Origin of the sequence: uncultured Arcanobacterium sp. (assembly GCF_947253055.1) — a bacterium.
Taxonomy (GTDB): domain Bacteria; phylum Actinomycetota; class Actinomycetes; order Actinomycetales; family Actinomycetaceae; genus Arcanobacterium_A.
The window spans coordinates 25,167-49,215 of sequence record NZ_CAMXYE010000001.1 but is presented as its reverse complement, the minus strand read 5'-3'; the positions used below and the strand labels follow the sequence as shown (position 1 = coordinate 49,215).

22 protein-coding genes are annotated in these 24,049 nt (G+C 51.3%); 20 read left to right on the top strand and 2 right to left on the bottom strand.

Features of this window, described 5'->3' with window-relative positions:
- The first annotated feature begins 45 nt into the window (after window positions 1-45).
- The 3 genes from infB to truB are packed head-to-tail and all read left to right on the top strand — an operon-like array spanning window position 46 to window position 4,372.
- Entirely contained in the window at window positions 46-2,847 is a 2,802-nt protein-coding gene (infB, locus tag Q0X35_RS00210) for a translation initiation factor IF-2 (RefSeq protein WP_297564256.1), read from the top strand.
- A gap of 36 nt (window positions 2,848-2,883) precedes the next feature.
- Window positions 2,884-3,366: a 30S ribosome-binding factor RbfA gene (gene rbfA / locus Q0X35_RS00205; RefSeq protein ID WP_297564253.1), complete on the top strand. Its 483-nt coding sequence runs from the start codon at window positions 2,884-2,886 to the stop codon at window positions 3,364-3,366.
- Window positions 3,338-4,372, top strand: a complete 1,035-nt coding sequence (truB, locus tag Q0X35_RS00200; protein WP_297564252.1) for a tRNA pseudouridine(55) synthase TruB — start codon at window positions 3,338-3,340, stop codon at window positions 4,370-4,372. Before rbfA ends, truB begins: the two co-directional genes overlap by 29 nt.
- 111 nt (window positions 4,373-4,483) lie before the next feature.
- On the opposite strand, the gene Q0X35_RS00195 is transcribed toward truB, so the two are convergent.
- Window positions 4,484-5,047: a DUF421 domain-containing protein gene (locus Q0X35_RS00195; RefSeq protein ID WP_297564250.1), complete on the bottom strand. Its 564-nt coding sequence runs from the start codon at window positions 5,045-5,047 to the stop codon at window positions 4,484-4,486.
- A 61-nt stretch (window positions 5,048-5,108) separates the two neighbouring features.
- On the opposite strand from Q0X35_RS00195, the gene Q0X35_RS00190 reads away from it, so the two are divergent.
- The 6 genes from Q0X35_RS00190 to dapB all read left to right on the top strand — a co-directional run bounded on the left by Q0X35_RS00190 (window position 5,109) and on the right by dapB (window position 11,513).
- Window positions 5,109-5,348, top strand: coding sequence for a hypothetical protein (locus Q0X35_RS00190; RefSeq protein ID WP_297564248.1), 240 nt, complete (start codon window positions 5,109-5,111; stop codon window positions 5,346-5,348).
- Complete coding sequence (locus tag Q0X35_RS00185) at window positions 5,349-6,335, top strand: bifunctional riboflavin kinase/FAD synthetase (RefSeq protein WP_297564247.1); 987 nt, start codon at window positions 5,349-5,351, stop codon at window positions 6,333-6,335.
- A gap of 212 nt (window positions 6,336-6,547) precedes the next feature.
- Window positions 6,548-6,817, top strand: a complete 270-nt coding sequence (gene rpsO, locus Q0X35_RS00180; RefSeq protein ID WP_297564246.1) for a 30S ribosomal protein S15 — start codon at window positions 6,548-6,550, stop codon at window positions 6,815-6,817.
- 183 nt (window positions 6,818-7,000) lie between these two features.
- Window positions 7,001-9,331 (top strand): polyribonucleotide nucleotidyltransferase, encoded by a 2,331-nt coding sequence (locus Q0X35_RS00175; protein WP_297564245.1) that lies wholly within the window; start codon window positions 7,001-7,003, stop codon window positions 9,329-9,331.
- Between the two features lie 114 nt (window positions 9,332-9,445).
- The gene (locus Q0X35_RS00170; protein ID WP_297564244.1) at window positions 9,446-10,762 is read left to right on the top strand and encodes a pitrilysin family protein; all 1,317 of its coding nucleotides are present in this window, start codon (window positions 9,446-9,448) and stop codon (window positions 10,760-10,762) included.
- 13 nt (window positions 10,763-10,775) lie between these two features.
- Window positions 10,776-11,513 carry a 4-hydroxy-tetrahydrodipicolinate reductase gene (dapB, locus tag Q0X35_RS00165; protein WP_297564242.1) on the top strand — a complete coding sequence of 246 codons (738 nt, stop codon included), beginning with the start codon at window positions 10,776-10,778 and terminating at the stop codon, window positions 11,511-11,513.
- Window positions 11,514-11,537: 24 nt separating this feature from the next.
- Here the strand turns inward: dapB and Q0X35_RS00160 are convergent, their stop codons facing one another.
- A complete protein-coding gene (locus Q0X35_RS00160) occupies window positions 11,538-12,143 on the bottom strand; it encodes a GNAT family N-acetyltransferase (protein WP_297564240.1) in 606 nt (201 codons plus the stop codon).
- Window positions 12,144-12,218: 75 nt separating this feature from the next.
- On the opposite strand from Q0X35_RS00160, the gene dapA reads away from it, so the two are divergent.
- The 11 genes from dapA (at window position 12,219) to miaA (ending at window position 24,044) form a co-directional block, all read left to right on the top strand.
- A complete protein-coding gene (gene dapA / locus Q0X35_RS00155; protein ID WP_297564239.1) occupies window positions 12,219-13,124 on the top strand; it encodes a 4-hydroxy-tetrahydrodipicolinate synthase in 906 nt (301 codons plus the stop codon).
- Between the two features lie 74 nt (window positions 13,125-13,198).
- Window positions 13,199-14,833: a ribonuclease J gene (locus tag Q0X35_RS00150; protein ID WP_297564278.1), complete on the top strand. Its 1,635-nt coding sequence runs from the start codon at window positions 13,199-13,201 to the stop codon at window positions 14,831-14,833.
- A 114-nt stretch (window positions 14,834-14,947) separates the two neighbouring features.
- Window positions 14,948-17,659 (top strand): DNA translocase FtsK, encoded by a 2,712-nt coding sequence (locus Q0X35_RS00145; RefSeq protein WP_297564236.1) that lies wholly within the window; start codon window positions 14,948-14,950, stop codon window positions 17,657-17,659.
- A 153-nt stretch (window positions 17,660-17,812) separates the two neighbouring features.
- Entirely contained in the window at window positions 17,813-18,400 is a 588-nt protein-coding gene (gene pgsA, locus Q0X35_RS00140) for a CDP-diacylglycerol--glycerol-3-phosphate 3-phosphatidyltransferase (RefSeq protein ID WP_297564234.1), read from the top strand.
- Window positions 18,401-18,419: 19 nt separating this feature from the next.
- Window positions 18,420-18,965: a CinA family protein gene (locus tag Q0X35_RS00135; protein ID WP_297564233.1), complete on the top strand. Its 546-nt coding sequence runs from the start codon at window positions 18,420-18,422 to the stop codon at window positions 18,963-18,965.
- A 113-nt stretch (window positions 18,966-19,078) separates the two neighbouring features.
- Window positions 19,079-19,459, top strand: coding sequence for a helix-turn-helix domain-containing protein (locus Q0X35_RS00130; protein WP_297564276.1), 381 nt, complete (start codon window positions 19,079-19,081; stop codon window positions 19,457-19,459).
- A 9-nt stretch (window positions 19,460-19,468) separates the two neighbouring features.
- Window positions 19,469-19,699 (top strand): DUF3046 domain-containing protein, encoded by a 231-nt coding sequence (locus Q0X35_RS00125; protein WP_297564223.1) that lies wholly within the window; start codon window positions 19,469-19,471, stop codon window positions 19,697-19,699.
- A gap of 235 nt (window positions 19,700-19,934) precedes the next feature.
- Window positions 19,935-20,978 (top strand): recombinase RecA, encoded by a 1,044-nt coding sequence (gene recA, locus Q0X35_RS00120; RefSeq protein WP_297564222.1) that lies wholly within the window; start codon window positions 19,935-19,937, stop codon window positions 20,976-20,978.
- Window positions 20,978-21,586, top strand: a complete 609-nt coding sequence (locus Q0X35_RS00115) for a regulatory protein RecX (RefSeq protein WP_297564221.1) — start codon at window positions 20,978-20,980, stop codon at window positions 21,584-21,586. The genes recA and Q0X35_RS00115 overlap by 1 nt, the downstream gene beginning before the upstream one ends.
- Window positions 21,583-23,115, top strand: coding sequence for a tRNA (N6-isopentenyl adenosine(37)-C2)-methylthiotransferase MiaB (gene miaB, locus Q0X35_RS00110; RefSeq protein ID WP_297564219.1), 1,533 nt, complete (start codon window positions 21,583-21,585; stop codon window positions 23,113-23,115). Before Q0X35_RS00115 ends, miaB begins: the two co-directional genes overlap by 4 nt.
- Complete coding sequence (gene miaA, locus Q0X35_RS00105; protein WP_297564218.1) at window positions 23,112-24,044, top strand: tRNA (adenosine(37)-N6)-dimethylallyltransferase MiaA; 933 nt, start codon at window positions 23,112-23,114, stop codon at window positions 24,042-24,044. Before miaB ends, miaA begins: the two co-directional genes overlap by 4 nt.
- Window positions 24,045-24,049: the final 5 nt, after the last annotated feature.

Here is a 24,049-nt window from a genome sequence, read left to right as displayed (position 1 = left end):
GAGAGGTCTGACGCCTTGGTGCGCGGACCGTAACGAAGGAGAAAAGTGGCCAAGGTCCGCGTCCATGAACTAGCTAAAGAGTTAGGTATTCCCAGCCGGGATTTATTAAAGACTCTGACGGAGAACGGTGAATTCGTAAAGTCCGCTTCGTCTAGCATTGAAGCGCCGGTAGTACGCCGAGCGCGTGAATATTATAAGCAGCATCCGGAGTTATTACCTGATGCCAAGCCAGAGCCGGCGAAAAAAGAAACTAAGGCAGCCGGGGCGAAGAAAAAGGCAGCAGAGAAAACCACTGCTGCGAAGAAGAGTAGTGCGGCTAGTGCAGAAGATAAAGCACCAGCTCCTGCTGCAGAAGCAGTGACGGAAAAAGCGCCGCAGAAAGCTAAAGCGAGTAAAACAACTAAAAAACCGGGTCCAGTGCCGAAGCAGGCTAAGAAAGCACCGGTAGAGAAGTCAGAAGCGGCGCCGAGTGTGCCCGCAGCACCAGAGAAGAAGCCAACGTCGCACTCCAGTGCAGTGTCGGTAACTCCGGGAGAGGCGCATCGCAGTGCGAAAGCCGCGCGGGAGGCAGCTCCACCGCGGCCGCAAGCACGGAAAAAGGCCGGTCCGCGCCCAGGTAATTCGCCTTTCGCTGCTCAGCAAGGAATGCGGAGTCGGGGTAAGCCGCGCCCGGGTAATTCACCTTTCGCCGCTCAACAAGGAATGGGTGGTGCGCATGCGGCAGAAGATACTCGTAGTAGAGGGAAATCTGAGCGGCCTTATAAGCCGAAATCAGCGCCAGCGATTCCGGGTATGTTCCCAGCGCAGGAAGAAGCACGCGATAACCAAGGCCGGGGAGGCCGGGGCGAGCGCGGTGCGAACCGTTTTGGCAATTCGCGCCGGGGTGGCCATGTGCGATCCGGTGGAAAAGCGCGCGGTGGATCTACTGCCGGAGCTTTCGGTAATCAAGGTGGGAAGCGGCGTTCGAAGCGAGCTCCACGCAATGATTTTGAAGAGCAGAAATCTCCGATGCTGGCTGGAGTGCAAGTGCCGCGAGGAGATGGCTCTACGTTAGTGCGCGTTCAGAGCGGTGCATCCTTAGCAGATTTTGCCGAAAAGATTAAGGCAGATCCGGCAGCTTTGGTGACGGTACTTTTCCGAATGGGGGAGATGGCTACCTCTAATCAGTCTCTAGACGAAGATACATTCCAGCTTCTCGGAGCGGAACTGGGCTACGATATTAAAATCATGAGCCCGGAAGATGAAGATCGGGAGATTTTAGAGGCTTTCGATATTGATCTGGAAGCAGAACGAGCCGAAGAAACTGATGCCGAGCGCAGCCCGCGTCCGCCGGTAGTGACGGTGATGGGGCACGTAGACCACGGTAAGACGAAGCTGCTCGACGCCATTCGGAATGCCGATGTGGTAGAGGGAGAAGCTGGCGGTATTACGCAGAGCATCGGCGCCTACCAAGCGCATGTAAAGGTGGAGAATACCGAACGTTTCATTACCTTTATTGATACCCCGGGCCACGAAGCCTTCACGCAGATGCGTGCCCGTGGTGCGGATGTGACAGACGTAGCGATACTGGTAGTAGCGGCAAATGACGGCGTAATGCCTCAGACGGTCGAAGCGATTAATCACGCGAAAGCGGCGAAAGTGCCTATTGTGGTGGCGGTAAATAAGATTGATTTGGATTCTGCCAATCCGGAGAAGGTGCGTGCACAGCTCACTGAGTATGAGTTAGTAGCAGAAGAATACGGCGGAGATATTCCTTTTGTGGATATTTCGGCGAAGAAACGCCTACATATAGATGATCTCTTAGAGACTATCGTCACTACTTCTGATATTTTGGTCAATCCTACTGCGAATGCTAATAAGCCGGCGCGCGGAATCGCTATTGAGGCGAAGCTCGATCAAGGGCGCGGCTCGGTAATTACGGCTTTGATTCAAGATGGCACTCTGCGGGTAGGCGATCCGATTGTAGTAGGAGATGCCTACGGGCGTGTGCGCGCTATGGTAGACGAAAAAGGAGCGCCAGTAGCAGAAGCAGGGCCTTCGCGTCCGGTACAGGTACTGGGGCTCACCTCGGTACCAGCTGCCGGAGATCAACTAATTGTAGCGGATGATGATCGCACGGCCCGGCAAATTGCCGAGCGGCGGGCAGCAGCTCGGCGCGCCACTACCTTGGCGAAGCGCCGGAAGCGTATTTCTTTGGAGAACCTCACGGAGGCAATTGAAGAAGGCAAGCTAGAGAACCTCAACTTGATTATTAAGGGAGATTCTTCTGGCTCGGTAGAGGCGCTCGAATCTTCGCTCTACGATATTGAAGTAGGTGGCGATGAAGTACAGCTGAACGTAATTCACCGCGGTGTAGGTGCAGTTACTCAGTCTGACGTCAATTTAGCTACGGTGGATAACGCGATAATTATTGGCTTTAATGTGCGCCCGGCCGAGCGAGTACAGGATATGGCAGAGCGTGAGGGAGTGGAGATGAAGTTCTACTCCGTCATTTACGATGCTATTAATGATGTGGAAGACGCCTTAAAGGGTAAGTTGAAGCCGATTTATGAAGAAGTAATGCTGGGTACGGCGGAAATTCGCCAGATATTCAAATCCGGTAAATTCGGTAATATCGCTGGTTCCATTGTGCGCAGCGGCAAGATAAAGCGGCACACGAAGGCGCGGCTAGTGCGCGACGGAGCAGTAGTAGCTCCCGAACTAGAAATAGTCTCGTTGCGCCGGGAAAAGGACGATGCTACCGAGGTTAAAGAAGGCTTCGAATGTGGAATCACGCTCGGATATAAGGATATTCGGGTAGGCGATTTGATTGAGACCTGGGAAATGCGCGAAAAACCGCGTGAATAACCGGCCTTTTCAATTAGCGAAATAGCAGGAGGAATAATGCCTAATCCGCGCGCGGCTCGGGTAGCTGATCGGATACATCGCATTGTGGCTAGCTCTATAAATGGGCGGTTGAAAGATCCGCGCCTCGCGCGGGTGACTATTACCGAGGTGCGAGTAACCGGTGATTTACAGCAAGCGAGCATATTCTATACCGTATACGGAGGAGAAAAAGCGCAAGAAGTGGCTGCTGCTGGCTTAGAATCTGCGAAAGGTTTACTGCGGGCAAAAGTAGGGGAGCAGCTGGGTTTGCGCCTAGTGCCAACTTTAGAGTTCGTGCCCGACGCCCTGCCGGAAACCGCAAAATCTTTAGAAGCAGCTCTGCAGGCGGCGCGGGAGCACGATGCGCAGGTGCGGAAATTGGCTGCCTCTGCTCAGCCAGCTGGAGAGGCAGATCCTTATCGACGGCCGCTAAATACTGACGCCGCCGATTCGGCGCCGGAGGAAGATTTCGATGCCTCGCCCAGTGCTCCCTTGGGGTGAAGTACCGCGGGCAGAAATTTCTGCACCTTCCGGCATTCTGTTAGTAGCTAAAGATATCGGAGCTACCTCGCACGATGTGGTAAATGCGGTGCGGAGATTGGCGGCTACGCGGAAAGTTGGGCACGCCGGTACGTTGGATCCTTTAGCCAGTGGATTACTCACTCTCGGCATTGGAAAATCCACAAAAATACTGCGTTATTTTACAAATTTAGATAAAAGCTATCGAGCACAGCTGTGCTTGGGAGTGGCTACTACTACGGAAGATGCCGCCGGAGAAATTCTTTCTGATCCACAGCCGGGATTAAGCCCACTTTTCCAGGCTGCTTTATATTCTCCAGATTCTGCTCCTGCCGCTAACGCTGCTCTGCAAGCTGCGTTGGCGCAGTTTCGGGGAGAAATTATGCAGCGTCCTTCGGCAGTTTCGGCAATAAAAGTGGAGGGCGAAAGAGCCTATGCACGTGTGCGCGCGGGGGAAAAAATTGAGCTGCCCGCGCGCCCAGTGGTGATAAGTGCTCTGGAGGTAGGGGAGCTTCGCCCCGGGCCGATTTTTTTGCGAGCCGGAAAAGAAATTCCTACTCTAGTGGCCGAGCTTTCCCTCAGCTGCAGTTCTGGCACTTATGTGCGCGCTTTAGCTCGCGATATTGGAGCTAGTTTAGGAATGGGAGCACATTTACAGGCTTTAGAGCGCACTCGCGTAGGCACTTTTACATTGGCGCAAGCGGCTTCTATAAGTGAATACAGCGAGATGGTGCGCCGTGGCTTGCCATTACCAGTGCAAAGTGCCGAAGCAACTCTGCGGACGATGTTGCCGATATTAACTGTAAGCGCGGCGGAGCGGACGGCACTCAGCTATGGGCAACGAATTTCTTTACCACCGGATTTCCGGAAAGAGAATCAAGATTTCGCGGCGGTATATGATGAAGAATTAGTGGCTACTGGCACGGTAAAATCGGGAAAAATGCAGCTCCATACGGTATTTATTACCCCGCCGACCGCCCGCAGTTGAAGTATATCTTTTACACTAAAGCTAGTATTTAGCTTTCGATAAAGAAATAACTTTAGATAGAAAAGTAACTTTAGATAGAGATTTTCCGTTCCTTATGAGTTGAAACGGCTTTTAATCACGGAAAAAATGTGTGGGTATCTGCGCAGCATCTTTCACATCCGCTACTAATTCCCGCGCTAAGGGCTTATCGCTTTTAATTACGGAGAGCTTCCCGGAGGATTCCATAATTACGCTAGCTACTTCGTCGAGGGAGTGTATGCCACTTTCTCGCAGTTTAGAAGTGAGTTCGGAGTGGGTAGTGTGGGTAGCGTGCATATTATTTTCCAATATTTTATCTCCCGTCATTAGCAGTACGGGCTGGGTGTTGAGAATTTTATCGCCGCGCGGTTGATTGGCAATATTTCCTAGCGTTATCTGCAGCAACACCAAGGTTAAAAGGGCTACTACGCCGGTGGCTAAAGTGGGGACGGGGCCAAGAGTAGTACGGGCAACTACGCTCCCGAAAAGCAGCACCATTACCGTATCGAAAGTAGTGATATTGGAAAGCATTTTCGGCCCGCGAATCCGCGTAACTAGCAGGAATAGTGAATAAATAGCTACCGTGGCAATGATGGTAGAAGCCACTCCGACCCAGTTGAGACCCAACCAGGCAATAATTCCATCTGGATAATGCATTTTTCTTCCTTAGTAGTAAATGCGATTAGCACTGCAATCAACTTCGCTTTACACTATAAGCATGGGAAAGTGTGCATGTGGTAAAGAGCGGGAAAATTCACGCCCGGCGGTGTCGCCAGAAGTGGCGGCGCAATCCGAATCAGCGCCAGCGCCAAAATCGGCGCATAAATGTGGCTGTGGAGGTAAATGCGGGTGCGGCGGAAAAGGAAAACGGCGCGGAATTCGCACTGAGCATACTCCGCCTGGCGTTCCCGACGATTTTTCAGAAGGCCGACCGCAGTTAGGGCTGCGTGGTAAGTGAATGGAAATATGGACTAAACCGCAGGATGTGCCGAAAGATCTTCATTCTGCGCTCACGATTGGCATATTTGATGGAGTGCATCGCGGGCATGCAGAAATTTTAGCGCAGACCGTGGCGGCGGCGCGGGCAGCTAATCTGCGCGCGGTGGTATTGACTTTTTCTCCGCATCCGGCAGTAGTGCATCATCCAGAGCGGCCTCTGCACTTAATAACTGCACTTCCGGAGCGTTTGCGGCTCCTGGAAAAAGCGGGAATAGATGCAGTCTATATTCAGCATTACGATTTAGATTATGCGCGCACCGATCCAGAAGATTTTATTTCTTCCCAGCTCTGCGGTTTATTAAAAGCAAAAGTGGTGGTAGTGGGGAGAGATGCGCGCTTTGGAAAAAATAATTCTGGAGATTGGCAGCTGCTGGAAAAGCTGAGTGAAAAGCACGGATTTAAGCTGTATTTAGTAAATGACATCGGCGGCGTGCGGACGGCGCGTTGGTCATCTACGGTAGTGCGTGAGCTATTGGCAGATGGGAAAGTAGCTGCTGCCGCCCAAATTCTGGGCCGCCCCCACCGAGTGCGTGGCATAGTGCAACACGGAAACAAACGCGGGCGGCTGCTCGGATTTCCTACCGCTAACTTAGCCGGAGATGATTTAGGGGAAATTCCCGCGGATGGAGTATATGCCGGCTGGGTAGTAGAAAATGTGGATGCGGAAGCAGAAGTAAAGTATCCAGCAGCTATTTCGGTGGGAAGTAACCCGCATTTTCATGGTGAAAATCGCACGGTAGAGGCGCATATCCTCGGCCGAGGTGATCTGCATCTTTACGGAGAAGAAATAGCAGTAGAGTTTATTGCTTATTTGCGGCCGATGCGGGCTTTTGCGGGAATAGCAGAGCTACAAGCACAGATGGATAATGACATTGCGCAGAGTGCGCAGATACTAGGAGTCCCCGATACCGGCCGGATAGATCCTAGCGTCGTCACCGCGCAGTGAATAGAAGCAATTTGTGCGCTGTAGAGTAATTTGCGCGCCGCGGCCCAGTGCGGCCTTAGCCAGTGCGGCCTTAGTGAGCCGGATATCACTCAGTGGGCATCAGAGAATATGGGTGGGCATGATAAACTGAGAAAGCCGTTAGAGCCGGCCGCGGATGGATGCTGAAGAGAACAGGCCTTCAGCTCTGCGCAACGAGAAATGAAGGAGATCGTATGGCTCTCGCTAAAGAAGTTAAAGAGCAGATTATTAAAGAGTATGCTACGCACGAGGGTGATACCGGTTCGCCGGAAGTACAGGTCGCCATTCTCTCTGCGCGCATTAAGGAATTGACGGAGCACTTTCACACTCATAAGAAAGATCATCATTCCCGCCGCGGTTTGCAGCTGCTAATCGGTAAGCGTAAGCGTCTGCTGAAGTATTTAGCAGATGAAGATATTGAGCGTTACCGTTCTTTAATCTCCCGTCTCGGCTTACGCCGCTGACGAATCCATCGACCTGGCAAAATGCCGGGTCGATTAGTATATATAGAGTAATAAAAGAAGAAGTCCTCTCTAATCGGTTCGGTCCTCGGTTGTGGTGAGCGGTTGGGCAGTAAGATCACTGCCGTAACTGAGCATGATAATCGATGACCGTATCTGGGGAGGCACAGGAAATAAGGAGGTCCCGTGCAGGGTCCTGATATAAAATTTGCAGAAGCCGTTATTGATAACGGAAAATTTGGCACCCGGAAGTTTCGTTTTGAAACCGGGTTACTCGCCCAGCAGGCTGCGGGCAGCGTCTTAGTGACCATGGACGAAGAAACCACTATTTTGGCCACCACCTGCGTTTCATCGCAGCCCCGAGAAAATTTTGATTTCTTCCCGTTGACCGTCGATGTGGAAGAGCGGGCTTATGCGCTCGGTAAAATTCCCGGATCGTTTTTCCGGCGGGAAGGGCGCCCGGGCACGGAGGCAATTCTTGCCGCCCGTCTAATCGACCGGCCGCTGCGTCCTGCTTTCGTAAAAGGTCTTCGCAATGAGGTGCAGGTAATTGCCACCGTCTTTACTATTAATCCGGATGACGCCTATGACGTAGTAGCGATTAATGCTGCTTCTTTAGCTACCCAACTTTCTGGATTGCCTTTCTCTGGCCCAGTGGGTGGCGTACGGATGTCGCTAATCGAAGGGCAGTGGGTGGCTTTCCCCCGTTACTCGGAGCTGGAAAAGGCCACTTTCACAATGGTTGTAGCCGGGCGTATCGTCGGTGACGACGTAGCCATTATGATGGTGGAAGCGGAAGGAGGCGAACACCTCGTAGAAAACGTAAAGAAAGGTGGCGTCGCTCCTACCGAAGAAGTAGTGACGGAAGGCTTAGAGGTAGCGAAAGGATTTATTCGCACTCTTTGCTTGACGCAGGCAGAATTGGCCGAAAAAGCGGCCAAAGAAACTGTAGAATACCCCCTCTTCCCCTCTTATGAAGAAGAAGAGCATGAAGCAGTAGCATCTCGTATTGGAGATCGCTTCGTATCTATCTACGGAATCGTCGATAAGCATGAGCGTGATGAAGCTCTGAATGAGGTTACGGACGCTATTGTCGAAGAGCTCATTGAGCAGTTCCCCGAGCGGGAGCAAGCCTTAGCTTTGGCGGTAAACGATCACTGGAAGAAAGCTATGCGCAACCGCGTACTCACTGAAGGTGTGCGGATGGATGGGCGGACGCCGGTAGAAATTCGCACGATTACTGCTGAACCGGGCGTATTGCCGCGGGTACACGGATCCGCTATTTTCCAGCGGGGCGAAACGCAGATTCTCGGCGTCACCACTTTGAATATGCTGAAGATGGAGCAGCAGCTGGATAATCTTTCGCCGATTACCGCAAAGCGCTACATCCACCATTACAACTTCCCTCCGTATTCCACGGGAGAAACTGGACGGGTAGGTTCTCCGAAGCGGCGGGAAATTGGCCACGGAATGTTGGCCGAGCGAGCCTTGGTGCCGGTACTGCCCGGGCGGGATGAATTCCCCTATGCGATTCGGCAAGTTTCGGAGGCTTTAGGATCGAATGGTTCCACTTCGATGGGTTCGGTCTGTGCCTCTACTATTTCCTTGTTGAATGCTGGTGTGCCTTTGCATGCACCAGTAGCGGGCATAGCTATGGGTCTTATTTCGGGAGAAATCTCCGGAGAACGCCGTTACGTAGCTCTTACCGATATTTTGGGCGCGGAAGACGCCCTCGGCGATATGGATTTCAAAGTGGCTGGTACGCGTGAGTTCATCACGGCGCTACAGCTCGATACCAAGTTAGACGGCATTCCGGCAGAAGTGCTCGCGAAAGCTCTGGCACAAGCCAAGGCCGCCCGCTTTGCAATTCTCGATTTGATTGAGCAAGCTATCCCCGGCGTAGAAGAAATGGCGCTCACCGCTCCGCGGATTCTCACCGTACATATCCCGGTAGATAAAATTGGAGAAGTAATCGGGCCGAAAGGCAAGATGATTAACCAAATCCAAGAAGATACCGGAGCTGATATCACTATTGAAGATGATGGCACTGTATATATTGGTGCAGATAACGGAGCAGCAGCAGATGCGGCGCGGGATACGGTAAATGCTATTGCCAATCCGCAGATGCCGGAAGTGGGCGAGCGCTTTATCGGTACCGTAGTAAAGACCACCACTTTCGGAGCCTTCATTTCGCTGACTCCAGGTAAAGATGGCTTGCTGCATATTTCGCAGATTCGCCGCCTGGTAGGTGGAAAGCGGATTGACTCCGTCGAAGATGTGCTGAATGTGGGAGATAAGATTGAAGTAGAGCTGGAAGAAGTAGACGATCGCGGAAAGCTTTCGTTAATTCCAGTGCTAACTGAAGAGCAGCTAGCTGCCGAGAAAGAAAATGCGGAAAAAGAAGATAGCCGGGAAGGCCGCGAGCACCGCGGTAAAAACGAGCATCACCGCTCCAATCGGCAGAACCGCTCGCGGCGGCGTACCCGTTCTAAGAAAGTAGAAGAAGCTGGCGAATAGGTACATAATCTAGCCATTTAATCTAAATGTGGAGCATTCGGTTCATTACCGGGTGCTCCACTTTTTATATAAGATGGCAAAAGTAAAGTAGTTCCCCGACTAGAGGAAAACGTTTTGGCTTTTTCGTGTATTGAATTCCCTCTCGATTCCACCGCCTCCCAGACTTGGGAAGAAAATGGCGTAATTGGTAAAAGATCGGTACTCCCAGGTGGAGTGCGGGTACTGAGTGAAAAAATTCCCGGGCACAGCTCGGTTTCACTTTCTTTCTGGATCGGGGCCGGTTCGCGCGATGAAAAAGAAGGGGAAGAAGGCTCTACCCACTTTTTAGAGCATCTGCTTTTTAAGGGCACCACTCGGCGTTCCGCTTTAGATATTTCCCAGCTTTCCGATTATCTCGGAGGAGAGATAAATGCGGCCACTTCCCGCCGTTACACCTGCTACTACGGGCGGGTATTTGCCAGCGATATGCCGCAGCTTTTAGAACTACTGGTAGATTTAGTCACTTCTGCCACTCTCGATAAATCCCAAATGGAGATGGAGCGAGGAGTAATTCTAGAAGAATTGGCGGCGGCAAATGACGACGCCAATACGCGCGCCAGTGAAGCTATTTTACCGGCTGTACTCGGGAATCACCCCCTAGCTCGGCCGGTAGGCGGCACTATCGCCGAAGTGCGCACCTTGGATCATGTGCATTTATTGCAGCACTATCAGCAAAATTATTGCGCAAATGAACTAGTAGTTACGGCGGCGGGGAATGTAGATCACGCCGAGTTGTGCCGAGCATTGCAAAGATTGCTAGAAATATATGGCTGGGATTTAGCCGAAACCGCTCTCCCCGCTGCGCGGCGGAGCACCTACGATATTTCTTATACCGCAGGTAGTACCCAAGTATTGGCACATCCGGGGCTGCAAAGTGCAGTGGTGATTGGAGTGCCCGGCGTGCGCCAAGACAGCCCCGAAGAAGCGGTGCTAGATTTACTCAGCATTATTCTCGGTGGCGGTAATTCTTCCTTGCTTTTCCAAGAAGTGCGCGAAAAGCGCGGCTTAGCGTATTCCGCTTTTTCGGGGGCGATGCAGTGGAAAGAAGGCGGAATTGTTTGTATGCAAGCTGGCTGCGCGCCGGAAAATTACGCACAGGTGGCGCAAGTGATGGAAGACTGCCTAAAAGAGCTGGCAGAAAAAGAAGTGAGCGCCGATACTTTGGAGATGGCTTACCGGCAATATCGAGCGCAGTTGGTATTTGCTATGGAAAATAACAGCTTCCGGAAGAATCAACTCGGGTATGCAGAGCTGCTGTATGGAAATAATTATTCTATCGCTGCGCAGCTGCAAAAAATTCGAGCAGTTACTTCCGCAGATATTCAAAATCTAGCCGCCCAGCTAGCCACGGCTCCGCATTCCACAATAATCTGCACAGATACCGAGAAGTAGCTAGACTTAAAGTATGAAAGTTGCGGTAATAGGCGCCCGTGGGCGTATGGGATCATCAATTGTACAGGCTGTAGAAGCGGCAGCTGATTTAGAACTAGTGGCAGGGCTGGATGCCGGAGAAGAAATAACTTCTGCTTCGCTGCGGGGAGCAGAAGTGGCCGTAGAATTTACGGTGCCAGGAGCTACCGATAAAAATGTGCACGCGCTTTTAGACGCAGGAGTAAATGTAGTGGTAGGCACTACGGGATGGACGCCGGAACGGCTAGAACGAGTGCGTGCTCATGCCGAAGAAGTACAAAAATGCGTACTCATCGCTCCGAACTATTCTCTCTCGGCAGTTTTTGCGATGCGTTTTGCGCGGGAAGCAGCTGCTTATTTTGAATCAGTAGAGGTGATCGAGCTGCATCACCCAGATAAAGTAGATGCTCCTTCGGGTACCGCACTCACTACTGCCCAAGAAATAGCGCAGGCACGTGCCCAAGCAGCGGTGCCGCCGAGCCCAGACGCCACCGAAATCGATAACTACGGCGCGCGCGGAGCCAATATTGAGGGGGTGCATGTACATGCCGTCCGGCTGCGGGGGCTCTATGCCCACGAAGAAATTCTGTACGGTAACCCGGGTGAGCAGCTAGTGATTCGCCAGGATTCTTTTGCGCGCGAGTCTTTTATGCCGGGAATACTCCTAGGTATTCGGAAAGTAGGCTATCACCTGGGGCTCACCTACGGTTTAGATAAATTCTTAGATTTCTAAAATCTCTTTGGCTTTCTGCGTCTTTTAAGATGCGGGGTGGAGAGTAGTCCACCAGAGATGCTGCACCGCTTTTTTCCCGTCAATTTCGAAAGCGCTGCGGATACCGCCGGGAGCAAATCCGGCTTTTCCTAAAAATCCAGTAGTCCACTCATCGCTGGCAAAAGCCCAAATATAGAGTTCGGTGGCGCCTTGGGCGCGAAGAATATCAGTCACTGCCGCTAAGAGCCGCCCTTCGTGCCCGGCCGCAGCTAAATCGGCGCGCACGGCGAAATTAGAGATCAAAAAACTGCGCCGTTCCCCGGTGGGAGCCTGCGCCAATTGGGCAGGAGGCACCGCTTCGAAAGATAAAAATCCGCCTATTTCTTCTGCAGCTTCGTTACTAGCAGCGGGTGATGGAGCAGCATTTTTATGCACTGCCACTAAGAGCCCTGCATCAGCCCCGAGATTTTCCCAACTTTCTTTCCAAATCTGTGCAAAGTTCTGTGCATTCAGTTGGGAAGAGGTACTTAAAGAAAGAGGAGCTTCCAATTCAGCTACTAATTTTTCCCGCATATTCTGTGCCTGTAGTCTACTAATAGCCGGAATATCGGCGGGGACTGCTGGGCGCACGCTTTCTCTACTGCTTTTCACCCCTTTATTCTTTCAGAACTTTTCCGATATATCGAACCTCTCCGTTTCTTATTTATTTCCAGCTACGATAGAGATATGAGTAATACGTATATTCCTGCCCGTCCTTTCGGTTCCGTAAGCGTGGCGATGGTGACTCCTTTCCACGCCGATGGTTCTTTAGATATTGATAGTGCTTGCCGTCTTGCCGATAAATTAGTCACGGAAGGCTGCGATTCTATTTTGCTTTCTGGCACTACTGGTGAATCTCCTACGACTCACCAGCCAGAAAAAGATGAGTTAGTGCGCGCCGTAAAAGACACCATCGGGGAGCGCGCAATGTTAGTGGCCGGCGCTGGATCTAACGATACGGCACATGCAGTACGTATTGCACAAGGGGCAGCCGCTGCGGGGGCAGATGGTTTGCTAGTGGTGGCGCCTTACTATAACCGCCCTTCGCAAGCCGGAGTTTACCAGCATATAAGTGCCGTCACCGCCGCTACCGAACTCCCAGTAATGATTTATGATATTCCGGGGCGTACGGGAGTGAAAATTTCTGTAGATACGCTACTGCGCTTAGCAGAAAATCCCCAGATTCAAGCTGTGAAAGATGCTACGGGTGATGTGGCAGCCGGTTTCCAAAAAATGCGCCGTACCGGTTTAGCTTATTATTCCGGCGATGACGGTCTAAACTTTGCTTGGCTGGCACACGGAGCTTCCGGGGTTGTTTCTGTGGCCGGGCATCTGATCGCGAGCAGTCTCCGTCGTCTGGTGCAGGCAGTAGATGCGGGAGACCTTCCGGCCGCTCGGGCAGAATTTGCGCGCCAAATGCCAATCGTAGATGCCATTATGGGCACTGGGCAGGGAGCAGTAATGGCAAAAGAGGCTTTGCACCTACTGGGAGTGCTTCCACAAGCTAATTTGCGCTTGCCGCTCGTGGGAGCTAGCCCGGAGGAACTGGCGCAACTAGAAGCAGTGCTCCGTAAAGAAGGGTTTCTCGCTTAACTATTTGGCCCCCAACATGGCAGAATAGTAACGTGGTTACTGAAGATTTACCTCCGCAATTAGCAAAAGACACAATACGTATTATCCCTCTCGGTGGTTTGGGGGATATTGGCCGGAATATGACGGTATTCGAGTGCAATGGCCGATTACTCATAGTAGATTGCGGGGTGCTTTTCCCCGAAGAGCGCCAGCCGGGAGTAGATTTAATCCTTCCCGATTTTTCTTATCTCGAAGATCGTTTAGACGATATAGACGCTATGGTGCTCACCCACGGTCATGAAGACCATATTGGTGGGGTACCCTATTTACTGCGCTTACGCCCAGATATTCCGCTGGTAGGTTCGGAATTCACAATCGCTTTAGTGGAAGAAAAATTAGCTGAACACGGTATTAAGCCCTATACGCTGGTAGTAGCGGAAGGAGACGTGGAGCAACTTGGCAAGTTTAGCTGCGAATTTATTGCCGTAAATCATTCGATTCCCGATGCGCTCGCAGTATTTATGCGCGCTCCCGGTGGTTCTATTCTCATCACCGGAGATTTTAAGATGGATCAATTGCCTTTAGATGGGCGCATTACGGATTTACGCGCTTTCGCGCGAGCGGGAGAAAGCGGCGTAGATTTATTTATGGTGGATTCCACCAATGCTGAAGTGCCCGGCTTCGTCGCTTCCGAAGGCACAATTGGGCCGGTATTGGAGAGCATATTTGCGGAGGCAAAAGGTCAAATAGTGGTGGCTTCTTTTGCCTCACACGTACATCGGGTACAGCAGGTGTTAGATGCTGCTGCTAAATACGGGCGAAAAGTCTGTTTCGTAGGGCGCTCTATGGTGCGCAATATGAAAATCGCCAGCGACCTCGGCTATTTAGAAATCCCGGCCGGAACCCTAATCGAGTTGGGGGAAATGGAAAATATTCCTCCGCAGCAGCGCGTCTATATGTCTACCGGTTCCCAAGGAGAGCCGCGCGCCGTCCTTTCCCGCATAGCTGCTTCTGCCCACAAGAAAATTAAGATTGGACCAGGAGATACAGTAATTTTCGCTTCTTCACTTATTCCCGGAAATGAAAATTCAGTATTCCATCTTATAAACGGGCTCATGAAACTAGGAGCAAAAGTAGTGCATCAGGGCAATGCGGCGGTGCACGTATCTGGCCATAGTGCGCAGGGTGAGTTGCTCTATGCCTACAATATCGTGGAGCCACTAAATGTGATGCCGATTCATGGGGAGGTGCGGCATTTGGTGGCGAATGGCTCTTTAGCTGTGCGCACCGGCGTACCGACAGAAAATGTGATGCTCTGTGCCGACGGCGACGTAGTAGATTTGCACGGGGGAGAAGCACATTTAGTAGGGAGAGTGCCTTGCGGATATGTATTTGTAGACGGCAGTAGCGTAGGGGAAATCGGCGAAGCGGAGCTGCGTGATCGCCGCACGCTAGGGCAAGAAGGATTTATCGCTATTTTCGCGGTGGTGGACGCCAAAAACCGTACTATAATTACCGGGCCGCATATTCAGGCGCGCGGCATGGCTGAAGACGATACCGTATTTGCGGAAATCTTGCCGGCTGTGCGGGAGGCCCTCGCTGATACTCTGTGTAATGAAACTGCGGATTCTTACCGGATGCAGCAGGCAATGCGGAGAGTGATTGGAAGCTGGGCAGCAAAAACGCTGCAGCGTGCGCCCATGATTATACCGACCGTCATCGAAGCATAGAATGTGCCTTTTTCGCCTTATTAGGCGGGTGGAAGATGGGGAAGCTTCTCCCACAAGGGCGGCACTTTTTTATACACTTCTTAAAGAGGAAACAACCAAAACTAAGGAAAAATAGTGGCGAGGAAACGGGCCCAGAATTCTGGCGATACTGCGCGCATTCCAGCGCGAGCAGCAAAAAATAAAGCTCGCGGGGCGCGGAGAAATAGCGGCACCAGTGGCGCAGCAAATAAGAAAGCGCATGACGGATTAGCTCTCTTAGCGCTAGCTTTGGCAGTTTTAGTAGCTATAAAAGAATGGTTCGGTAAATCTGGATTGCTCCTAGAGGGCCTACATCATGTGGTGGCTGGCAGCGTGGGGCTTTTCGCCGTTTTAGTGCCAGTATTATTGGTGGGTTTAGCTATTACGCTGTTCCGGAAACGCCCTGCCAGCCGTAACCGGCATTTTCTCATTGCTTTACTAATTCTAATTTTCTCTCTCACCGGAGTTTTACATATTCTAGGTGGGCAGCCCAACCCGACTACCGTATTTATTTCGGTAGAAAGTGCCGGCGGTTTAGCTGGCTGGATAGTGGGAGGAAGTCTAGTAGCTTTAGTCACCGAATGGGGAGCTATACCGGTACTTTTTCTCCTTATTTTCTATTCGCTCCTCTTAGCTTCGGATACGTCAGTGCGGGATATTCTCGATTGGGTGCGCCAGCGGGCAGCGGTACGTGCCGAAGCGCGAGCAGCGGAGGAAGATGCTTCCACTGCGCTTATTGTCCAAGGAGAAGAAGAGCCACAGCGCCCGCGGCGCGGTATTTTGCGGCGATTGCGCAGGTCAACTGGAGAAGATGAGGCGGGAGATTTTAGTGACGGCGCAAATAGCGGCGTAGATAATTTAGATACTGCCGGCAGCGATAGTGGCGCAGATAGTGGCATGGCGGAAAATACTCGCGTGTTGAAACCATTAGCTGATAAGGAAGGCGCTAGGCAAAAAGTAGAACGCGCGGCGAAAAAGTTGCGCCCGCCGCGCCCGGAAGCATTGCCGGAGCGGGTAGAGCAGATGGAGCTTTCTTCTAATATCACCTATACCCTGCCGGCGCTCTCTTTACTGCGGGAGGGAGAACCGCACGTAGAAAAATCTCAAGCCAATACGGATGTGGTAAAAGAGCTCACGCAGGTATTTGCGGAGTTTCAGGTAGATGCGCAGGTCACTGGCTTTTCGCGCGGCCCCACCGTCACACAGTATGAAGTGGAGCTAGGCCCGGGGATAAAAGTAGATAGAATTACGCAGCTTTCTAAGAATATTGCTTATGCGGTGGCCTCTGCCGATGTGCGGATACTCTCTCCGATTCCCGGTAAATCGGCAATTGGAATTGAAATCCCCAATCGGGATCGGGAGACCGTCTTAATAGGAGATGTATTGCGTTCTCCAGCTGCGCGGAAGCGTACTCATCCTCTGGTAGTGGGAATTGGAAAGAATGTCGGCGGGCAATACGTATTAGCCAATTTGGCGAAAATGCCGCATTTATTGGTGGCAGGAGCTACCGGATCTGGTAAATCTTCTTTTATTAATTCGATGATTACTTCGATTATGATGCGCTGTACTCCAGAAGATGTGCGGATGATTCTCGTGGATCCAAAGCGAGTAGAACTCACTATTTATGCGGGAATTCCCCACTTGGTGACGCCAATTATCACTAATCCGAAAAAAGCTGCCGACGCTTTAGAGTGGGTAGTGCGCGAAATGGATCAGCGCTACGATGATCTTTCTACCTACGGATATAAGCATATTGACGATTTCAATAAAGCAGTGCGGGGCGGAAAAGTACAGCAAATAGGGGAGCGCAAGCTGAAACCGTACCCCTATCTGCTGGTAGTGGTAGACGAGCTAGCTGACTTAATGATGGTGGCTCCACGCGATGTGGAATCGTCTATTCAACGTATTACCCAGTTGGCGCGGGCGGCGGGAATTCATCTGGTACTCGCCACGCAGCGGCCTTCAGTAGACGTGGTAACCGGGTTGATTAAAGCTAATATCCCTTCGCGGCTCGCTTTTATGACCTCCTCGCTCGCTGATTCGCGGGTAATTTTAGATGCGTCGGGAGCGGAGAAACTTATCGGTATGGGAGATGCGCTCTTTATGCCGATGGGAGCCAGTAAACCGATTCGAGTGCAAGGCGCGTGGGTGAGTGAAGAAGAAATAAACGCGGTAGTGCAGCACGTAAAGGCACAGATGGAGCCGGTCTATCGAGATGACGTAATTCCCAAAGCGGAAAAGAAGCGAGTAGAAGAAGAAATTGGCGACGATTTAGAAACACTTCTACAGGCAGCCGAGATAGTTATCACCACCCAATTTGGCTCTACTTCGATGTTGCAGCGTAAATTGCGTATCGGTTTTGCAAAAGCGGGGCGCATGATGGATTTGCTCGAAGATAGAGAAATAGTGGGTCCTTCTTTAGGCTCCAAAGCGCGGGATGTGTTGGTGGCTCCCGATCAGTTAGAGGATGCTTTAGCTTTTATTCGCGGAGAAAAATCTGATTTACATAGCGCCGCTGCAAGTGCGCCGGCAGATTACTATACCGAGGTGGATTTTGGAGATGCCGAGGTGCCGCGGGAACCAGCTGCTGCCCAGCCTTTTGCCGCGGGAGAAGAAACTATTAATATAACTTCTGCTCCGAGCGCGGAGAGCACTGCGGAGTGGGAAGATACGGCGGGGCGTACAATCGTCTATGAGCAAGACAGCCGCTATGCGCGAGATCCATTAGAGGATTCAACCGAAATTCAGCGGCTCGATGTTGACGACGACGGCGATGAAGATGCTTGGCAATTGACGGGCAGAGATTAAATGGGTAGGAATTAATCGCGCAGGAATTAATCGCACCGAGATTGATTAGCTGTAGCGATTGCGTTGCTAGATCACTGCCTAGAGAAGCAATAGAATACACCGCGCGGTGCTGGCTAATTAAACTTTGCCAGCTCCATGCCTTAGACTTAGACTATGGTGGAAAAGTCGCATAAAGAAGTACCGCTTTTCAATATCGCTAATGCGTTGACGGTATTGCGCCTGGTGTTGGCGCCTATATTCATTTTTGCCTTTTTAGATACCGCTGTATCGCGGCGTTGGATAGCAGTGGCAATATTTTTCGTAGCTGCTTTGACCGATAAATTCGATGGATATTTGGCGCGGCGTTATAACCTAATTACTAATTTCGGAAAACTCACCGATGCCATTGCCGATAAAGTACTGATTATTTCCGCTTTATTATTGCTCTCTTTCCATGGAATGCTCTGGTGGTGGGTGACGATATTATTTATCGTGCGCGAATTGGGAATCACTGCTATGCGCATGGGAATGCGTAAAATTAAAGTGATGGCCGCCGGAGCTGGTGGAAAGATAAAGATGTTCGCCCAATCCTTAGCCATAGGAGGAATAATTTTGCCTTGGTCGGAGTTTTTACCGCAGTCATTGGCGAATGGAATGCTCTACATTAGCTACGCGTTAATGGGGGTGGCACTTTTCTTTGCTTTAACTTCTGCCTATGAGTACGTGCGGGAAGCAATACGGTTGCACAATGAAGCAGAGTGAGAGCGGGAAATGATGCGAAATGCAGAGCTTAGATGAATTAGCAGCCGCTCTTATAGCCCGTCTCCGCGCTGAACAGGCTACCCTCGGGGTGGCAGAATCTCTAACCGGCGGCTTATTAGCAGCTACCTTGGTGAATGTGCCGGGAGCTTCGGAAGTATTTCGCGGGGGCATAGTTAGCTATGCTACGGATGTGAAATCGGATTTGCTGGGTGTAGATAAAAATTTATTGGCCGCGCGCGGGGCAGTAGATGCCCAAGTAGCTAAAGAAATGGCTATCGGAGCGGCTAGGCAGCTGCAGGCAGATTTCGCTATTTCCACCACCGGAATAGCAGGGCCTGATCCGGTAGAGGGTAAACCAGTAGGTTTAGTTTATTTGGGTTTTGCTAGTGCGCCGCGGAGAAGTGGGCAGCGCGAAGTTCTCGGTAGAGAATCCGCTGATTCGTGGAGCCTAAAAGCGCTCCAAAAGAATTTTTCCGGTGACCGGCTTACCGTGAGAAAGCTAACAGTAGCGGCGGCTTTAGAGGCCTTTTTGGTTGAATTTTCAGGTGAAATAGGGGAGCGTTAGATATTTAGGGTGCGCAGTAATTGAAAAGCTGGGAAGTTTTTTGCTGCGGTGGGCGTTATAAGAAGTGTAAGGGAGAAGATGAGAAGATGAAACTGACAAGCGAGAAGAAGAAAATGCATTTAAATCCGGAAGTGTCGGTGGAAGTTAAGAGCGAAACGGTACTGCTACGCCAAGAACTGGGCGACGTGCTACGTGAGTACCGGCAGCGGCAAGGGCGCACACTGCGGGAAGTTTCTTCTCAGGCGCGGGTCTCCTTAGGGTATCTTTCTGAGGTGGAGCGCGGGCAAAAAGAAGCTTCTTCCGAGTTGTTAGACGCTATCTGCACTGCTCTGAATGTGCCACTCAGTCAAATATTGCGGGTAGTGGCGGACCGGATAGATCGGGCGGCTGGTCGCATCACTCCAGCTATGCGCCGAGCTCAACAAATTCGGGTAGAGATTCCAGATTCGGTGCCGGAATCTTTAGTGGCGAGCGAATTGGCGGCAATGAGGTAACACTTGGGGATGACCTACAGTGAATTCTGGGAGGTTATGGCGCGCGTCTTTACGAAAGTGCGTGCCGATTCTCTAGCGAGTGATTTAATTCTGCCGCAGTTAGGTAATTCTTCAGCTCAGACTGCATTGGAAAATGGTTATCGGCCCGAGGAAGTTTGGCGGGCGATAGTGGAAGAGATGGATTTGCCGGAAAAATACCTCTATTTACACCGAATTAATGCTCATAAAAAACAAGGTTAAGAATTCGCGCGGCGGGAAATCGCCGCGCGTTTTCTTTTGCCTTCGAACGGTTGTTCGGTATAAGATTGGCTATGTATTGCGGAAGTGCCGGTATTTTCCACAGAAAAAATATGGGTAATCTTTCGGCTTTAAGTCGGGCCTAGCGTAATACTCGGATAGTCATTCGGTGAGGGTGAGCTCCGATAAGACTTGTTCTATTGGTGAGGCGGAAGCCGGTTAAAAAGAAAGGCGCATTATGGCCGAGAAAAATATGCAGGATAAAGAAAAAGCGCTCAATTATGCTTTGGGGCGGATTGATGAGCAGTTCGGTAAAGGTTCGGCAATGCGCCTGGGAGATCACCCGGTGCGTTCCGTGGCAGTAATTCCCACGGGTTCACTCGCTTTAGATTTAGCCTTAGGAATTGGCGGTTTGCCGCGGGGGCGCGTGGTAGAGATATATGGTCCAGAATCTTCGGGTAAGACTACCGTCGCCTTGCACGCTATCGCCAGTGCGCAAAAATTAGGGGGAATTGCGGCTTTTATCGATGCTGAGCATGCTTTAGATCCAGAGTATGCGCGAAATTTAGGGGTAGATACTGATTCTTTGATAGTTTCCCAGCCGGATACAGGCGAGCAGGCACTGGAAATTGCCGATATGCTCATACGCTCCGGGGCACTCGATATTTTAGTAATCGATTCGGTAGCCGCATTAGTGCCGAAAGCGGAAATTGAAGGCGATATGGGTGATTCGCATGTTGGTTTACAGGCGCGGCTTATGTCGCAGGCTTTGCGTAAATTGACGGGTGCACTTTCTGCTTCCGGTACCACCGCTATCTTTATTAACCAGTTACGAGAGAAAATCGGCGTATTCTACGGAAATCCGGAGACTACTACCGGTGGGCGAGCCTTAAAGTTCTATTCATCGGTACGTTTAGATGTGCGCCGCGGAGAAGCCGTGAAATCTGGAGCGCAGCCAATTGGAAACCGCACCAAAGTTAAAGTGGTGAAAAACAAGATGGCTCCGCCGTTTAAGCAGGCAGAATTCGATATTATCTACGGGCAGGGGATATCGCGCGAAAGTGGTATTCTCGATGCAGCTGCGGAAATTAAAATAGTTACTAAATCTGGATCTTGGTATACCTACAATGGGGATCAACTGGGGCAAGGTAGAGAAAAATCGCGGCAATTTTTAGTAGATAATCCGGAAATAGCTGATGAGATTGAAGCCAAAGTAAAAGAGGCAATGGGAATCGGCGTGCCGGGTACTGAGGTAGCAGTAGATGGTGATGGGCTTGCCTAATGGTTAATTATGCGGCAGATGCGGATGTGCGAAAAAAGCGCCGTCCGCGGCTTTCGCCCGCCGAAATAAAAGCGCGACAGGCGGCGCGCGATGCGCAGCGCAGCCGCGCCGATTGGGAGAAGCACGCCAGCAATATCGTCTATCGGCAATTGGGAATGGCGGATCGTTCTGTGCAGCAGTTACGCGCAGCCTTGGCGAAACGAAATGTGCCTAGTGATATTCAGGAATCGACTCTAGAAAAATTCCAAGAATCGGGGCTCGTGAATGATGAAAAATTTGCGTGCCAATATGTACAGATGCGTTTTGCGGCGCGCGCTATTTCACGGCGGGCTCTGCGCAATGAATTGCAAAAAAAGGGGATCAGCTCCGAGCTAGCCGAGCTGGCTTTAGAGCAGATAAGCGCAGAAGATGAAGCAGCAGCTGCGCAAGAATTTGCGCAGCGCAAAATGGCTACTATGCAAGATTTGCCGCGCGAAGTTGTGTATCGGCGGATTTCTGGAGCTTTAGCGCGGCGAGGTTTTCCGGCCAGCATCATCTATGCTGCGGTAGAAATCGCATATTCTCAACATGAAGATGAGGCGGATTCTGCACTAAACTGGCGGGGATGAATAAAGAAAATTTGCCTCGCACTTATAGTATTCGCACTCTCGGCTGCCAAATGAATGTACATGATTCAGAGCGTCTTGCCGGGATGCTCGATGCAGCCGGCTATGTGCCGGTAGAGTTAGTGCCGCAAAAAGCGGCACGCGCTAGTCTCGCCGGAGATGGTGGAGCCGATATCGTCGTCATAAATACCTGTTCGGTGCGGGAAAATGCGGCAAATAAGCTTTTTGGAAATCTAGGGCAGCTGGCGCAGGTGAAGCGAGAGCGCCCTGATATGCAGATTGCCGTCAGCGGTTGTTTAGCGCAGCAGCTGGGGGAAAAAATCGTCGAAAAAGCTCCGTGGGTAGATGTGGTATTCGGTACCCATAATATGAATGTGCTCCCGGCATTGCTGAAAAGAGCTGCCCATAATAAAGAAGCGGCAGTGGAAATTGCGGAATCTTTGCAGGTATTTCCTTCGACGCTTCCCAGCCGGCGGGAAGCTAGCTATTCAGCGTGGGTATCTATTTCAGTAGGTTGTAATAACACTTGTACTTTCTGTATCGTGCCGCATCTGCGCGGAAAAGAAAAAGATCGCCGGCCGGGCGAAATTTTACAGGAAATGGAAGCGGTGGTAGCGCAGGGAGCCATTGAAGTGACGCTACTCGGGCAGAACGTCAATTCTTATGGGCAGAGCTTTGGAGATCGGGGAGCTTTCGCAAAACTGCTGCGTGCGGGCGGAAATATAGACAACCTCGAGCGGATTCGTTTTACTTCACCCCATCCAGCTGCTTTTTCAGATGACGTCATCCACGCTATGGCGGAAACTCCCAATGTGATGCCTTCACTCCATATGCCGCTGCAATCTGGATCGGATTCGGTACTGCGCGCGATGCGGCGTTCTTATCGCTGCGGAAAATTCTTGCGCATTCTCGATAATGTGCGGGAATATATACCGCAGGCCGCCATCACTACCGATATTATTGTGGGATTCCCCGGGGAAACTGAAGCCGATTTTCAAGCTACGCTCGACGTGGTAGAGCAGGCGCGTTTTTCTTCTGCTTTTACTTTTATTTACTCTCCGCGCCCCGGTACTCCCGCGGCGACTATGGAAAAGCAAATTCCGCCGGAAGTGGCGCAAGAGCGTTTTCAGCGTCTACTTAATCTGCAGCATCGGATAAGTACCGAAGAAAATCAGAAACTGTGCGGTTCGCAGGTGGAAGTGCTGGTAGCAGCTGGTGAAGGAAAGAAAGACGCCGAAACTAATCGAGTGACGGGGCGGGCGCGCGATAATCGGTTAGTGCACGTGGCACTGCCGGCAGATCTGCCGGAGCGCCCGCGGCCAGGAGATATAGTGGAAGTAGAGGTCACGCACGGGGCTCCCTCGCATCTCGTGGCCGATTCGGCGTTGACGGGAGGATTGTTCCGTTTGCGGCGCACCCATGCTGGAGATATTTGGGAAGAAAATGAGCGGAGAAAAGCCCAACTGATAGCTGAAATAAATAACCCGCAGGTAGTGAGCCTAGGTATTCCGCAAATCAGAAGGTCTTTATGATTATTGCGGTAGTGGGCCCCACCGCCAGCGGCAAGACTAATTTTTCTCTGCATCTGGCTCGCTATTTAGGGGGCAGCGCGGAAGTCGAAATAATTTCGGCTGATTCTATGCAACTTTATAAGGGCATGGATATTGGAACGGCAAAAGTTACCCCGGAAGAAGCGGGAGATATAGTACATCACCAGCTAGATGTATTAGAAGTGACGGAAGCGGCCTCGGCAGCTGCCTACCAAAAATATGCTCGCGCAGATCTCGCCGCTATCGAAGCGCGCGGGAAAATTCCGCTTATTGTGGGTGGATCAGGTCTATATGTGGCAGCTCTGCTTGATGAGCTGCGTTTTCCTGGTACGGATGTGGAAATCCGGGCTGAATTAGAATCTATATACGAAACGGAGGGGCTGGCTCCGCTTACAAAGGAATTAGCGCAGAAAGATCCGGTTTCGGCGGCCACTATCGATATGCAAAATCCGCGGCGGGTCATCCGGGCTTTGGAGGTAGTGCGGCTTACCGGAGAATCCTATACGCCAGTGTTTCCGCGGCATACTAGCCATTATGCAGATATTTCTTTGCTGGGAATTGGCGTGGAGAAAGCAGTCTTAGAAGCGCGTATTGCCGAGCGCACTGCCGATATGTTTAGCAAGGGTCTATTGGTGGAGGCTGCGCAGGTGCTAGAAGCGGGAATTTTACGCGGAAGTACCGCGCAAAAAGCTACTGGTTATATGCAGGCTATTGCGGTGTTGCAAGGGAAAATTCCGCTTGCGGAGGCGGTCGCCAATACGGAGCAAGCTACCCGGCGGCTCGCTAAAAAGCAGAATACCTGGTTTCATGCCGATCAGCGCATTGAGTGGCTGAATTTTTCGGGAGAAATAACGGATGAAAAATTGCGGGAAGCGGCCGATCACACTGCGCAAAAATTGCAGAATCTATAAAGGGT

Coding starts and splice junctions, on each gene's coding strand:
- rbfA (WP_297564253.1), top strand. CDS start 2,884: ATGCCTAATCCGCGCGCGGCTCGGGTAGCTGATCGGATACATCGCATT.
- truB (WP_297564252.1), top strand. CDS start 3,338: ATGCCTCGCCCAGTGCTCCCTTGGGGTGAAGTACCGCGGGCAGAAATT.
- Q0X35_RS00195 (WP_297564250.1), bottom strand. CDS start 5,047: ATGCATTATCCAGATGGAATTATTGCCTGGTTGGGTCTCAACTGGGTC.
- Q0X35_RS00190 (WP_297564248.1), top strand. CDS start 5,109: ATGGGAAAGTGTGCATGTGGTAAAGAGCGGGAAAATTCACGCCCGGCG.
- Q0X35_RS00185 (WP_297564247.1), top strand. CDS start 5,349: ATGGAAATATGGACTAAACCGCAGGATGTGCCGAAAGATCTTCATTCT.
- rpsO (WP_297564246.1), top strand. CDS start 6,548: ATGGCTCTCGCTAAAGAAGTTAAAGAGCAGATTATTAAAGAGTATGCT.
- dapB (WP_297564242.1), top strand. CDS start 10,776: ATGAAAGTTGCGGTAATAGGCGCCCGTGGGCGTATGGGATCATCAATT.
- dapA (WP_297564239.1), top strand. CDS start 12,219: ATGAGTAATACGTATATTCCTGCCCGTCCTTTCGGTTCCGTAAGCGTG.
- pgsA (WP_297564234.1), top strand. CDS start 17,813: ATGGTGGAAAAGTCGCATAAAGAAGTACCGCTTTTCAATATCGCTAAT.
- Q0X35_RS00135 (WP_297564233.1), top strand. CDS start 18,420: ATGCAGAGCTTAGATGAATTAGCAGCCGCTCTTATAGCCCGTCTCCGC.
- Q0X35_RS00130 (WP_297564276.1), top strand. CDS start 19,079: ATGCATTTAAATCCGGAAGTGTCGGTGGAAGTTAAGAGCGAAACGGTA.
- Q0X35_RS00125 (WP_297564223.1), top strand. CDS start 19,469: ATGACCTACAGTGAATTCTGGGAGGTTATGGCGCGCGTCTTTACGAAA.
- recA (WP_297564222.1), top strand. CDS start 19,935: ATGGCCGAGAAAAATATGCAGGATAAAGAAAAAGCGCTCAATTATGCT.
- Q0X35_RS00115 (WP_297564221.1), top strand. CDS start 20,978: ATGGTTAATTATGCGGCAGATGCGGATGTGCGAAAAAAGCGCCGTCCG.
- miaB (WP_297564219.1), top strand. CDS start 21,583: ATGAATAAAGAAAATTTGCCTCGCACTTATAGTATTCGCACTCTCGGC.
- miaA (WP_297564218.1), top strand. CDS start 23,112: ATGATTATTGCGGTAGTGGGCCCCACCGCCAGCGGCAAGACTAATTTT.